13 protein-coding genes are annotated in these 13,908 nt (G+C 44.5%); 8 read left to right on the plus strand and 5 right to left on the minus strand.

The window, feature by feature from the left end:
* Positions 1–59: 59 nt before the first annotated feature.
* Positions 60–932, plus strand: a complete 873-nt coding sequence (fba, locus tag D469_RS0113620) for a class II fructose-1,6-bisphosphate aldolase (RefSeq protein WP_018923952.1) — start codon at positions 60–62, stop codon at positions 930–932.
* A gap of 57 nt (positions 933–989) precedes the next feature.
* Here fba and D469_RS0113625 read toward each other — a convergent pair whose 3' ends face one another.
* The gene (locus D469_RS0113625) at positions 990–1,796 is read right to left on the minus strand and encodes a TatD family hydrolase (RefSeq protein WP_240473343.1); all 807 of its coding nucleotides are present in this window, start codon (positions 1,794–1,796) and stop codon (positions 990–992) included.
* 186 nt (positions 1,797–1,982) lie between these two features.
* Positions 1,983–3,311, minus strand: a complete 1,329-nt coding sequence (locus D469_RS0113630; RefSeq protein ID WP_018923954.1) for a 6-phospho-beta-glucosidase — start codon at positions 3,309–3,311, stop codon at positions 1,983–1,985.
* Positions 3,312–3,697: 386 nt separating this feature from the next.
* Here D469_RS0113630 and D469_RS0113635 point away from each other — a divergent pair, with 386 nt between their 5' ends.
* The 6 genes from D469_RS0113635 to D469_RS0113660 all read left to right on the plus strand — a co-directional run bounded on the left by D469_RS0113635 (position 3,698) and on the right by D469_RS0113660 (position 10,527).
* Positions 3,698–5,629 carry a BglG family transcription antiterminator gene (locus tag D469_RS0113635; protein WP_018923955.1) on the plus strand — a complete coding sequence of 644 codons (1,932 nt, stop codon included), beginning with the start codon at positions 3,698–3,700 and terminating at the stop codon, positions 5,627–5,629.
* Positions 5,630–5,929: 300 nt separating this feature from the next.
* Positions 5,930–6,241 carry a PTS sugar transporter subunit IIB gene (locus D469_RS0113640; RefSeq protein ID WP_018923956.1) on the plus strand — a complete coding sequence of 104 codons (312 nt, stop codon included), beginning with the start codon at positions 5,930–5,932 and terminating at the stop codon, positions 6,239–6,241.
* Positions 6,242–6,314: 73 nt separating this feature from the next.
* Complete coding sequence (celB, locus tag D469_RS0113645) at positions 6,315–7,637, plus strand: PTS cellobiose transporter subunit IIC (protein ID WP_018923957.1); 1,323 nt, start codon at positions 6,315–6,317, stop codon at positions 7,635–7,637.
* A gap of 182 nt (positions 7,638–7,819) precedes the next feature.
* On the plus strand, positions 7,820–8,125 hold the full coding sequence (locus D469_RS0113650) for a PTS sugar transporter subunit IIA (protein WP_018923958.1): 306 nt from the start codon (positions 7,820–7,822) through the stop codon (positions 8,123–8,125).
* Between the two features lie 18 nt (positions 8,126–8,143).
* Positions 8,144–9,541: a glycoside hydrolase family 1 protein gene (locus D469_RS0113655; protein ID WP_018923959.1), complete on the plus strand. Its 1,398-nt coding sequence runs from the start codon at positions 8,144–8,146 to the stop codon at positions 9,539–9,541.
* Positions 9,542–9,642: 101 nt separating this feature from the next.
* A complete protein-coding gene (locus D469_RS0113660) occupies positions 9,643–10,527 on the plus strand; it encodes a vanadium-dependent haloperoxidase (RefSeq protein WP_018923960.1) in 885 nt (294 codons plus the stop codon).
* 184 nt (positions 10,528–10,711) lie between these two features.
* Here D469_RS0113660 and D469_RS0113665 read toward each other — a convergent pair whose 3' ends face one another.
* Positions 10,712–11,725, minus strand: a complete 1,014-nt coding sequence (locus tag D469_RS0113665) for an LLM class flavin-dependent oxidoreductase (protein WP_018923961.1) — start codon at positions 11,723–11,725, stop codon at positions 10,712–10,714.
* Positions 11,726–11,869: 144 nt separating this feature from the next.
* Positions 11,870–12,040 (minus strand): hypothetical protein, encoded by a 171-nt coding sequence (locus D469_RS22145; RefSeq protein WP_018923962.1) that lies wholly within the window; start codon positions 12,038–12,040, stop codon positions 11,870–11,872.
* Between the two features lie 140 nt (positions 12,041–12,180).
* Between D469_RS22145 and D469_RS0113675 the strand changes: the two genes are divergently transcribed.
* Positions 12,181–12,432, plus strand: coding sequence for a YkuS family protein (locus D469_RS0113675; protein ID WP_018923963.1), 252 nt, complete (start codon positions 12,181–12,183; stop codon positions 12,430–12,432).
* A gap of 228 nt (positions 12,433–12,660) precedes the next feature.
* Here the strand turns inward: D469_RS0113675 and D469_RS0113680 are convergent, their stop codons facing one another.
* Complete coding sequence (locus D469_RS0113680; protein WP_018923964.1) at positions 12,661–13,893, minus strand: helix-turn-helix domain-containing protein; 1,233 nt, start codon at positions 13,891–13,893, stop codon at positions 12,661–12,663.
* Between the last annotated feature and the right edge of the window lie 15 nt (positions 13,894–13,908).

The following is a 13,908-nucleotide window of genomic DNA, read 5'->3' on the forward strand; positions in this document are numbered from 1 at the left end:
GTCTATGTGGCGGAATATTTGAAAGAAAAAACAAATATATGAGCAAAGGGTGAAGGCACATGGCACTTGTATCGATGACAGAGATGTTGAAAACGGCCAAAGCAGAAGGATATGCTGTCGGACAGTACAACATTAACAATCTCGAATTCATTCCGGCATTCCTGCGGGCGGCCGAAGAAGAAGAAGCGCCGATTATCATTGCCGCTTCGGACCGTCTGGTTGATTTTTTGGGAGGGTTTAAAAACATTGCCGGCATGGTAAAAACGCTGCATGAAGAAGTTGAGACCACCGTTCCGGTAGTGCTTCATTTGGATCACGGCCAGAGCGTGGAGCGCTGCAGGCAGGCTGTGGAAGCTGGTTTTACTTCCGTCATGATTGATGGATCGCACCATCCGATTGAAGAAAACATTGCGATGACCAAAAAAGTGGTGGCTTTTGCCCACGCGGCGGGCTGTTCAGTTGAAGCGGAAGTAGGCACAGTCGGCGGTCAGGAAGACGGCATGGTTGGCGGGGTTACATATGCCGATGTCAATGAATGTGAGATGTTAGTCAAAGAGACGAACGTCGATGCATTGGCGGCCGCCCTTGGTTCTGTGCACGGTCCTTATCAGGGAGAGCCGAAACTCGGCTTTAAAGAAATGGAAGAAATCGCAGAACGTACCCAGATTCCACTTGTGCTACACGGCGGTACCGGCATTCCGGAATATCAAATTCAACGAGCCATTAAACTGGGACATGCGAAAATTAACGTAAATACAGAAAGTATACAGGCTTGGACGAACTCGGTCCGGGACGTTTTAGCCAATGATGAATCCGTTTACGAACCACGCTTGATTTTAAAACCGGCGATCGAAGCAGTCGTGCAAACCGTGAAAGAAAAAGAACGGGAATTCGGAACGAGCGGGAAAGCAAAAGGCGCGGTAAACAGCTGAAGGAACGCATCGGTGCAGAAGTAGTGCGCGCTTTTGATTTAAGCGCGCCGCTCCTTTTTAACCACCATAAAATTGAACGGCATTTACCTGGAGCTGGTGAGAGGCATCAGCTAGTGCCACGCCTTTGACTTCCGCTATTTTCTCAATTAATGGGATAAGCAAAAGAGGCGTGGTTTCTTTATTGGAAAAGGGCCCATTAAACGGCCACGGCCCGTCCGTTTCTACTAACAGCTGTTTCATGGGAACTTGAGCCGCTAAGCGCTGGTCACGTTCACGGTAGCAGGCTTCAGGCGTCACAGAGACCATATAGCCGGCAGCTGTGATTTTTTCCAGAGCTGGACGCGGCGCTTTCAGCCAATGAAAATGGGCGGGGGTGTTCGGAGCGTATGTTTGTAAACTGTCATAGACGAGCTCGGCTTTGTTGTGGACCGCATGGAGAGCTACCGGCAGCTGTTCCTGTTCAGCTGTCGTAAGAAATTCAGCCAACCGTTCCTGGTAGCTTTCGAGCGGTTGGGGGAGATTCGCTGCTTCATAATGCGGCAGGCCGATCTCGCCGATGCAGGAAAGCAAAGCACGTTCAGCGCGGACCAACCGCCGCCATTCATCAACCTCGCTTCTTGTCGGCATTTGCTGCTCGGGATGGAAGCCGATAGCCACGTAAATAAAGTCTGGATAGTTCGTTTTAAGTTCAAGCGTGCGGTAGGACGAAGCGAGATCATCGCTGACTGCCACCACACCTTGAATCCCGGCCGCCTGCCAGGCTGGGATTCGCGTGTCTAAATCATTATAACGGTGAAGATGTAGGTGAGCATCAATCATACGTTGGATCGCTCCTTTACTCAGCGTATGTCTTGACTGTACCATACCTTTGAAGCGCTCCCAAGGAAGTGTGCTATGCTTGCACTAAGCCTATTGATCGAAAACAGGACAGAGCTTTTGCTAGCGGATGTCTATTCCGTTATTTTGCTAAAATCAAGCTTTTTCAAAACTAGCAGAATCAGTGTCCGTTACGTGCAATAAAGCCAGCCACAAAAAATGTGGCTGGCTTTTTTAGGCCCGTTCTGTTGCGAAGAACTGCGGCAAATGCTCTTTATGTGCTTCTAACATTTCATCAAGCAGTGGTTTGGCTACCGTATCAGATGGAACGAGCGGATTAATAGTCATGGCGCTCAGTGCTGTGTGATAGTCCCCGGTTACGGCTGCTTCGCAGGCCACGCGTTCGAATGATTTGATTTGTTGGACAAGTCCTTGTACAGCCACGGGTAATTCGCCGACAGCCAGCGGTTTAGGGCCGTCTTTTGTAATAACACAGTTTGCTTCAATAGCCGAATCATACGGAAGGGAAGCGATGGCTCCAGCATTTAACGTATTCACAGGCTGGATATCTCCTTGATCCGTATAAATCGAATGGATGAGGTTACAGGCCGCTTCACTGTAGTAAGCACCGCCGCGTTCTTCTAGTTGCTGTGGTTTATGATCAAGCGCTTCATCTTCATACAGTTCAAATAATTCTTTTTCTACTTGTTGCACGACTTGGGCACGAGTACCTTTTTCAGAAGCAGCTTGTTGTTCTTCGGCGAGCATGTCGCTTGTTTTGTAATAATAGCGGTGGTACGGACAAGGTATAACGCCTAGGCCTTGAATAAAGTCTGGCTCCCAGCCTAATGCTGTTATGTTTATCATCGATTGCTGATTGTCAGGATCACAAATGGCGGCGAGGGCTTGATCTTTAATACTTGTACCATCTAAAAAGACATCCAGACCGTAGACCATATGATTTAAACCGGCAAATTGTACGTCTAATCGCTCTGCGTTGACCCCCAAGCTTTCAGCTACGCCCATTTTCATGCCGAGCGGTACGTTGCAAAGGCCAATTATTTTCCGGTGGGAAGTGTAACGGAGAACGGCTTCTGTCACCATGCCGGCAGGGTTGGTGAAGTTAATCAACCATGCCTTTGGACAACGTTCTTCCATTTCACGCACAATGTCCAGAATCACAGGGATGGTGCGCATGCCTTTGAATAATCCGCCTGGCCCATTGGTTTCCTGGCCAATCACACCATATTTTAAAGGAATGCTTTCATCTTTCGCCCGGGCGTCTAATAGACCGACCCGAAATTGGGTGGTGACAAAATCGGCGTCTTGAAGCGCTTCTTTCCGGTCCAAGGTTAAATAGATTTCCATATCAATTCCTGCAGTTTGAACCATTCGTTTTGCTAGTCGACCGACAGTTTCTAATTTCTCTTTTCCTTCTTCTACATCTACCAGCCATAATTCTTTTATTGGAAGGGTGTGATGGCGTGCAATCAATCCTTCAACTAATTCTGGTGTGTAACTGGACCCTCCGCCTATGGTAGCTACTTTAAGCGAGTGACTCATATTCCTACCTCCTTACTTTCTTTTAATTCCTATTACTTTACCAAGAAAGCGCTATCATTTACAGCTAATTTATTTCCTCTCCTCTCCGGAAATAATATATTTACATGTTAGCTTCTTATTAGTTTAAAGAATGATAGGATAGGCTTAACTGGGAAGGCATAAAGCATAGTCGCAAAAGTTATGGAGCAGTAGCGGGCAAACCTGAGCTGGTTAAAGCTTCATAAAATGCTTGCGCATCAATTTTGTGTCTTGTACTGTATATAACTAACTCTGACTGTTTACCCATTTAAGGGAGGCACCAACAGATTACTAAAAGGTGGAAAAATGAACGGATACAAGTAGTGCATGAAATAAAGGAGCGCTTCAGCAGGGAAGGAGGGAAGACGATGGAACCACGGTTAATTGCTTTATTGCGGGAACTAATGGCATCAGAAACACCTTTGACCAGTACGTACTTGGCCAATTTAAATCAAGTGACCTCACGAACTACGCGCGAAGATATTAAAAATTTGAATGCCCACTTAGAAGAGCACGGGGCTTTAATTAAATCGCAGCGAGGAAAAGGTTACATTTTTGAAATTGAAAACGAGCACTTATTTCGGGCATTTGTAGAAGAAGTGATGGAGGAAAGCAGTAGAAATCAACTTAATAATCCTGCCCTCCCGGAAGAACGTGTTCACTATTTGGTCAAGCGCTTGCTACTTTCAAACGATTATGTGAAGCTAGATGATATGGCAGATGAAATGTTGATCAGTAAATCAACCATTCAAAACGATATACGTGCCGTAAAAGATATTCTAGACGCTTATGATATTAAATTGGAAAAACGGCCGAACTATGGCTTAAAAGCTATTGGCAGCGAAGTGAAATTACGTTTTTGCATGTCAGAATATATTTTTAATCGCAGTGAAAAAAGCGGAGAAGAGCTTTTCCATAAACAGCTGCCATCATTTATTTCTGAAGATTTGCATGACGTGTGGACGATTATCCTTGAACAAATTAAGGATCATCACATTACGCTCTCTGATATTGCTATTAATAATTTGTTTATTCATATCGCTATCACGTATGAACGAGTCCAGTCCGGGCATTATATCTCGTTATACCCAAAAGAGTTTGATGAAATTGTCGAGCAGAAAGAGTACCAAGTAGCTAAACAGATCATTGAAAATGTAGAAGATAAGCTAGAAATGACGTTTCCCGATGTGGAAGTTGCCTACATCGCCATTCACTTATTAGGCACAAAAATGCTGTCGCAAACGAACCTCTCCCATGAAGGGGTCGAACACGTATTGGACGAAAGCGTCTATCATATGACGCTTTCTATTCTAGAAACGATAGAGAATAAGTTACATCTTGGTATTAAACAAGACCAGGAACTCATTGTCGGTCTAGGCCTGCATTTGAAGCCAGCTGTTAATCGTTACCACTACGGTATGAACATTCGCAATCCAATGCTTGATGACATTAAGAAAAATTACCCGGTGGCCTTTGAAGCGGCGATTATCGCCGGCATCGTACTTGAAGACATTGCCGGTGTTATGATCGAAGAAAGCGAAATTGGCTATATAGCCCTTCATATCGGGGCAGCGATGGAACGAAAAAAGCTGCAGAAAGGGCCGCAGCGTTGCATGGTCATTTGCGCATCGGGTGCCGGAAGTGCCCAGCTTATTTATTATAAACTAAAAGCCCAGTTTGGCTCGAAGCTTGATGTCGTAGGAACAACCGAATATTATAAGCTCGCGCAAATGAGCTTTGAGGATCTCGATTTTGTTGTCAGTACCATTTCGTTACCTGATGAGCTGCCAATCCCCGTGATTGAAGTGAATACGATTTTAGGGGAAGGAGACTTGCAAAAGGTAGAAGACTACGTTCAAGAGAGTAAGGAAAGTATTTTCGAGTTCATAAAAGAAGAATTGGTGTTTTTGAACCAATCCTTTCAATCGAAAGAGGAAGTTTTAACCTTTATGAACGACAAACTGCTACACTTAGGTTATGTCGATGAAACGTATTTAGAAAAAGTGTATGAACGGGAAGCAGTCGCTCCTACAAGTTTTGGGAATCTAGTCGCTATTCCGCATCCCATCAGCCCCCATACTTCAGAAACACACCTTGTGATTTGCACACTGCAAAAGCCTATTATGTGGGAAGATAAGCGCGTACAGTTTGTTTGTTTCTTGAATGTGGAGAAAAACAGCAGTGCAGATTTGCAAATTCTATATAAAGTACTAGGAAGTATTGTCGATGATCTGGAGAGGGTGCAGCAATTGCTTAAGTGTAAAACGTATGAAGATGTATTGCGGCTGCTCGTGCGATAAAGGATACCTTTTGACCTTAAAAACAAGCTGTGGTTGTAGAGCATATCAGCCTATGATCTCGGCTTGTTTTTGTATGTAGAGAAGGGTACATAATCATCGTGACGTAAAACTACCAACCATAGCTCTTTCTTATCCCCTCTTTATTCAAGCACATGCTATATTCAAGCATTCGCGCCAAATGAAGAAGGGGGGACACAATCTATTTCCACTTCGAAGCGGAAAAAGTATGCGTTTTCATGAAAGCGGTTTTACCATACACTAAATTTACACAAACGAAGCCAAACTTTGGGAGGAAATAAAATGACTAAAATTTTACTAGCGTGTTCTGCGGGAATGTCTACAAGTCTACTTGTTACAAATATGCAGGAGGAAGCAAAAGCAAGAGGGTTGGATGCTGAGATCTGGGCTGTTGCTCAAGATAAAGCAGAATCCGATATGGAAAAAGCGGATGTCCTGTTAATTGGGCCGCAAATGAGGTTTATGAAACGAAAGTATGAAAAAGTAGCAAAAGACGTCGGTATTCCGCTGGACGTGATTGATGCCCAAGCGTATGGAAGAGTGGATGGTAAAGCGGTCATCGACCATGCCCTTAACTTAATTGAGTCGAAGTAATTGTTATAAAAGAGAAAAAGCCCCATCTATTAAGGGGCTTCTATCATTTTTATGAAATTGGGGGAGGGTACGCATGAATAATAGTAAATTTATGGATCTATTAGAACGGATCCTCATGCCTATCGCGGAAAAATTAAATAATAACCGCTATTTAACGGCATTAAGAGATGGATTTTTAGTCGCACTTCCACTTATTATTTTCGGTTCTATTTTCGTAGTTATTGCGAATTTTCCGTTCTTAGATCAGATGATTAGTGAAGAAGCATTTGCTGCCTACCAGGAAGCCTTGGGCCCTGCATCCGATGCGACTCTTACGATAATGGGAGCCTTTGTTATCGTGGGGATAGGGTATAAATTTATAGCGAATCAAGGCGGAGAAGGAATTTATGGTGGAGTTGTGGCCCTGGCTGCCTTTCTTATTTTAACGCCACAAGTGGTTGAGGATGTTGAAGGTGGAATTCCAATCTCAGCACTAGGGGCAGAAGGTCTATTCGTTGGAATTATTACAGCTTTTCTAGCATCAACACTTTATCAATATTTTGTAAATAAAGATTTAACCATCAAGATGCCTGCGGGTGTCCCGGATGCGGTGAGCCGCTCATTTAGCGCTCTTTTCCCAGTATCCCTGACACTTACTCTGTTTTTAGTCATCCGTATTATTTTTGAATTTACCCCTTTTGAAACAGTTCAGAACTTTATTTATACGGTTTTGCAGGAACCGTTAACAGCTCTTGGTGGCGGACTGCCGGCTACTATTATCGCTGTATTAATGATTCAGCTTTTCTGGTTCTTCGGTCTGCATGGGCAAATTATTGTCAATTCAGTACTCGACCCAATTTGGTATACGTTAAATAACCAGAACTTAGAGGCCTTTCAAGCAGGCACAGAACTACCTAATATTGTAACCAAACAATTTATTGATACGTTTATTGTAGGTATTGGTGGTTCAGGGATGACGCTTGCCGTCATTATCGGGATTTTCCTAATCGGACGCAGCCGTCAGTTAAAACAAGTTGGTCGTGTTGGTGCTCCAGCCGGTATCTTTAATGTAAACGAACCCATTATTTTTGGGTTGCCGATTATCTTAAATCCACTCGTTATTGTGCCGTGGTTATTAGCGCCCGTAGTGGTAGCTGTAGTCACTTATTATGCGATGTTCTTTGGACTGGTGCCAAGGCCGGCTGGAATTATTGTACCGTGGACGACCCCACCATTGCTCAGTGGCTTTTTAGCAACCGGTAATGCGTGGCAAGGTGCCGTCATGCAAGTGGTGAGTATGGTAATCGTCTTTATGATCTGGTGGCCGTTCCTAAAGGTTATGGATAAGCAGTACTACGAACAAGAAAAAGAAGAAGATAATAGCTCTTCAGCAAGCAGTAATGGTACGGAAAGTTAAAAGACTCCCTCATTTTAGAGTCTGCTAACTTTCATGAAGGGTGACAATGTTCATCTGCGTTGCGGGGCGGGCTGCAGTTCTGCCTGCCCACTCTGCGGCGACGGATGCAGGTAGCCACAACCCATCCATTCATGAGCTGAACGTAAACTTACATTTTGGACCCCAGGAGAGGATCGGTTTTCATGGAAAAAATAACAGAAATCGCTTTTCAAATTATACTTTATGCAGGCAACGGTAAATCGAATGCAATGGAAGCCATACAAGAAGCAAAAGAAGGGAATTTTGAAGCTGCAGATGATTTGATTGTGCAGGCGGGAGAAGAATTAAGTAAATCGCACCACTATCAAACGGAGCTTCTGCAGCAAGAAGCAAGCGGAGAGGAGTCCCCGGTGAATGTGATGCTTATCCATTCGCAGGACCACCTTATGACCTCAATGACAGTCCGTGATCTGGCAATCGAAATTATCGAAATTTATCGGAACAAGTAAGAGAGAGGAGACTAACGAATGGTTACAGAATATACGTTTCCTGAATATTTTTGGTGGGGAGCAGCTACTTCGGCTACTCAAATCGAAGGCGCAGCTGACAAAGACGGGAAAGGAAAGAACATTTGGGACAAATGGTTCGAAGAGCAGCCTGAACGTTTTTTCGACCAAGTAGGTCCTGGGCAGACGTCTGATTTCTATCATTTGTATAAAGAAGATATTGAGCGCATGAAAGATATTAATTTTAATAGTTTTCGTCTATCGATCTCCTGGTCCCGCTTAATTCCGGATGGAGATGGTGAGGTGAACAGCGAAGCGGTGGAGTTTTACAATAACGTCTTAGATGAGATGATCGCACAGGGTGTTGAGCCATTTGTCTGTCTTTATCATTTTGACATGCCGCTTTCGATGCAGGAAATTGGGGGCTGGGAAAATCGGAAGGTTGCGGAAGCATTCGCCCGCTATGCTGAAATATGCTTTGAAACGTTTGGCGACCGGGTGAAAAAATGGTTCACTCACAATGAACCGATCGTTCCAGTTGAAGGCGGTTACCTTTACAATTTCCATTACCCCAATGTTGTCCACTTTCAACGAGCTGTGCAAGTCGCGTATCATACGATGATTTCTCACGCCTTAGCAGTGAAAAACTTTCGCAGAGTGGCAAACGGAGCAGATGGGGAAATAGGCATTATATTAAACTTGACCCCATCTTATCCGCGCAGTAATCATCCAGCTGACTTGAAAGCATCGCGAATTGCCGACCTTTTCTTCAATCGCAGCTTTTTGGACCCGTCTGTCTTGGGCGAATATCCGCAAGAGTTGATTGATTTGCTCGGGGAGTATGAAGCACTTCCGCAGGTCGAATCTGGAGATGCAGATTTATTAAAAGAGAACACGGTGGATTTGTTAGGGGTTAATTATTATCAGCCACGGCGGGTAAAGGCTAAAGAAAATCTGCCGAACCCAAACAGTCCAATGATGCCTGAATGGTTCTTTGATCATTATGAAATGCCGGGGCGGAAAATGAATCCGTACCGTGGCTGGGAGATTTATGAAAAAGGTGTTTATGACATCATGATGAATCTAAAAGAGAACTATGGTAATATTCCATCCTTCATTTCCGAAAACGGGATGGGCGTGCAGAATGAAGAACGCTTTCTTGAAAATGGCGAAATTCAAGACGATTACCGAATCGATTTTATTAAAGAGCACCTTAAATGGCTGCATCAAGCGATAGAAGAAGGGGCTAATGCAAAAGGCTACCACTTATGGTCGTTTATGGACAACTGGTCCTGGATGAATGCCTATAAAAATCGCTACGGCTACTTTTCGGTCAATCTTGAAACAATGGAACGTACACCGAAAAAGAGTGCGCATTGGATACGAGAAGTAGCAAAGCAAAATGGTTTTTCAGAGTAACTATTCATTATGCGTTAAAAGAAAGAGAAGATAAATTTGGAGATGTCCTTTAGTAGGACATCTCCTTTTTGCATAGAATGGCAGCAAAGGAGGGGAAAGCTGTGACAGATGAATACTTGCGTTGGTCAGAAGTGCCTTACGCTGGTGAAAAGGAGCCGCCAACGAATCCAGTTACGCTCGATGCTGGCTCCTGGCCGCTTTTCTTTTTAAAAAGGGGAAGTGACGGCTCGCTTCTGAAGCCGGATGGGGAAAAGCTGCAACTTCCTATCGTGACACCGGACCGCGTTGACTTTCTAGCAGAGCTGGAGGTTGTGCAGCATTCCTTGAAACATTTACGTTCGAATCAAGAAGAGATTGCGAAATATTATGGGACCGGAGTGCCAACAAAGCAGTGGACCCCGGTGATTGACCGGCTCATTGATACGTACGGCAGGTCTCCTGTAGAAGCAGCGCGCATTCTGGCGGTAGTGCAGGCAGCCATTCAAGATACAATGGTTGTGGTCTGGGATATTAAGTATAAATATGATGTAGCCCGGCCTAACCAATATGACCGGAATATGGAAACGGTGATCTGTACGCCCCGCTTTCCAGCTTATCCTTCCGGCCACGCGACGATGTCTGGCTGCAGTGAAGTTGTGCTAAGCTACTTTTTTCCTCCGGAAGCAGAAAAATTGTATCAAATTGCAGAAGATAATGCGGTAAGTCGTTTGTTCGGTGGTGTACATTTTCCGGTTGATAATGACGAAGGGCTTCGCTTAGGGCGTTATATAGGAAGCTTGGTGGTAGAGGAACTGGAAATTCAAAACGAGTACCGTTCTGTACCAATAGACGTGGCTCCGAGGGAGTACCGGGACGCTGACCTATTTCCATATTACTATCGTCAATTTATTCCTTTTGCTTTCCCCAGAGATTGTACCTCGCTGGTTCGTGACCAGAAACGGCGGAAGCAGGATGTATCGGCTTCTAAGCCAAAATTGTATTTGTAACTAAAGGTGAAGATGGTTATAACGTACAAACTAGAAGACATTAGATCAGGAGGGCACGGCTAGGGCGAATGGTCGCAAAAGCTGCAACAGAGGAAGAGGGTCAAAAAAACAGGAGCTGCCTTTTAAGACGGCTCCTGCGTGTATATTAAAGGGATTTACTACCTCTACATACCGAATTCTGCTTTTATGGATTAAACAAATCAGAGACAAGCTCAAATGATTTGAGCCGGGCATTGTGGTCATAAATCTGGGCAGTGATCATCATTTCATCAACCTGCGTCTCGTCCAAGAAGACCTGAAGCTGTTCTCTTACTGTTTCTTTGCTGCCAAATATGGAAGAACTAAGTTGTTGATCGAGCGCGATTTTTTCTCGCTCTGTCATGAGCTCATCAATGTTTTCAATCGGTGGTTGCAACGGTTCTTCGGTGTTACGGATCAAGTTCAAGAATTGTTTTTTGAGCGTGGAGCCTAACCAGTTTGCTTCTTCATCTGTTTCTGCTGCAACCACATTTAAACCTACCATAGCGTATGGTTCATCTAAGACCTCTGAAGGCACAAATGAGCGGTGGTATAAATCAAGCGCAGGGATCGTATTGTTCGGTGAAAAGTGACTGGCAAAAGCAAACGGCAGGCCGAGCTGGCCGGCAAGCTGGGCGCTGAAGCCGCTTGAGCCAAGCAGCCAGATTGGCACGTCTAAGCCCTGGCCTGGAATGGCGCGAATCGGCGCGGCATGTGGAGAATCGGCCGGCTCAAAGTACGCACGCAATTCATTTAATTGTTGCGGGAAGTCGTCCCCTCCGCTCATATTGTTGCGCCGCAGTGCCTGCATCGTACGTTGGTCGGTACCGGGTGCGCGGCCAAGGCCAAGGTCAATCCGACCCGGGTGAAGGGATTCAAGCGTGCCGAACTGCTCTGCGATAACAAGCGGGGCATGGTTAGGCAGCATAATGCCGCCTGAACCAACGCGAATATGGTTCGTATGTGAAGCGACATGGCCAATCAGTACAGAAGTAGCTGAGCTTCCAATGAAAGGCATGTTGTGATGCTCAGCCATCCAATAACGGGTATAGCCTAAATTTTCCGCGTGTTGTGCTAAGTCAACGGTATGTTGAAATGACTCTGTTGCACTACTTCCTTCTAGAATCGGTGAAAGATCCAGGAGGGAGTAATTAATATCTGTAAGCTGTTTATCGCTCATGTTCTCAACTTCTTTCTATAATTAGGATTCGAGATAGCTCGTATACATATTAGATTGTATCAATCCTGTTTCGAGAACCATAATAACTTGCTTATAGTCTGCCTGAACGAGATATGAGACAACTGCTTTTACTAGTACTATGTACTATTGGACGGAATCATCATCGAAACTTTCCGTGTGCTTCTTTTTATCGTTAATGCCAAGTTCTTTTTTGATTATAGCAAGCTCTTCTATAATAAATTTTGTGTTGAGCCAAGCGGCAATGGAACCAATAATAGCAAGCCCCAAAATAATAAGAAGTACTATTTCAAACATTCGAGTCCCTCCCTATGTACGTTTTAACTTAGTGATTGCAGATTTTCCCCCTTTTCTCATAGAGGCAAAGCCAAACAAATGTATAAAGATGGAATTTGTGTACATAGTAAAAGAGAAACCGATTATAGGAGGGTGATTGCATGGCACGAGTAGGTGTAGAAGAGTCGCTTACCGATGTACGTCAAGGTTTGATGGAAATGGGAATGGACGTGAAAACCTTAAAGGAAAATAACGATGCCGAAGATTGTGATTGCTGTGTGGTGTCAGGCCAGGATGAAAATATGATGAACATGCAGGGAACCAATTTCCAAGGTTCTGTCGTAAACGCGGATGGTGCTACTGCGGAAGAGGTCTGCCAAGAAGTAAACACTCGTTTAACGGAAGGCCAGTAACTAGCAAAGAGTTGCACTGAATACGTGGGCCACACATATGAAAACCAGCCGTGGGAGCGATCGCGGCTGGTTTTTTGGTTTGAACGCAAATAAGAGTAGCCCGAAACGGACTTCTGTTCGTCTGTTCAGCTTATCATTGGTTTAGCAGAACGTAACGAACTTTTGTTCCGCTTCTCGTCTTCCCGCATCTCTCTTATACCCTGATTGGCCCAGTTAATGATTTCTTCACTAAAGCAAATCATCGCCGCTGAATGATTGCTGTTTCCGATAGACGGAAGGAGTCATTCCGGCGCTACGCTTAAATATCTTTGTAAAATAGCTTTGGTCGTGAAAAGAAAGCATTGCGGCGATTTCAGGAATGGAATGTTCGGTTAGATGGAGAAGCTTTTTTGCTTCCTCTATTTTTTCTTGGTGAACATACTCAATGAGCGTCTGGCCGACTTCTAGCTTAAAAGTAGTGGATAAATAACTGGGGTGAAGATTGGCGACTTCAGCCAGCTTCTCTAACGTGAGCTCCTCGTACAAATGCTGATAAATGTAAGTTAGGCATTGATTTATACTACGGGAAAACTTCTTCTGCTTCACCACGCGTACCCTGCCCGCGAATTCTCCAATAGCTTCAGCTAACACCTTATTCGTATCGTTTACGTTATAGGTGTCTTCAATATGCTGAATATACAAATCACTAATGGAGTAGGCCAATTCATAGTGAAGGCCGCCCTTCATCGCAGCTCGGCATGCTAAAGTGATTCCACTAATAGCTAAGTTTTTTTGACTGCGGACGTAACTATTACGGGCAAGCACACCCAGATCTCCTTCAGGAGGCGGGGCTAATATTTGCTCCATCGCCGCTTCTTTCCTTCCTTCTTTTACAAGCTGCAATAGGATCTGCTCATGAAGCGGATCAGCGTGAAAATTTAATTCTTTTCGTTTGGAAGCCACATGAAGGTCAGCTTCTGTCTTCGCTAGCATTTCAACTTGTTCATTTTTTAACACTTCACTCGTTTCAAGAGTTTTTTGGTACAAGCTGTAGTATAGTAGCTTTCCTGCCTGGACGAGTTTATGGCGGGAAACGACTGGGAGCTGTTCATAATACGCACGCACGGTATCGCCACTATGTGAAAAGGTGTAATCATTCATAAGGCCGGAGATCAGCTGCTCTGTTATTGGTGAAAATAAAACAGGGCCAAGGCCAATCCAGCTGTCATTTATAAGCTCGTCAGTCTTTAATACCAAACTGTTCTCGATCGAATAGGAATGAATCAGAGCAGGGAGCGCTGTACCTTCCGACTTTGCAGCCATGTATTTAATACTTTGTTCCATGAGCGGATGTTGGCCGCCAACGGTTAATGGGGCTGAGAAAAAAGCTCTTGTTTCATTGTTGCTCACATAAAAAAAGACTGGCAAATCAGTGCTTTCAGCCATGATTTTACATAGATAAGATAGTTCATCTTTATTCATTTCCGCACATGCCCC

This window comes from Salsuginibacillus kocurii DSM 18087 (genome assembly GCF_000377705.1).
GTDB lineage: Bacteria > Bacillota > Bacilli > Bacillales > Marinococcaceae > Salsuginibacillus > Salsuginibacillus kocurii.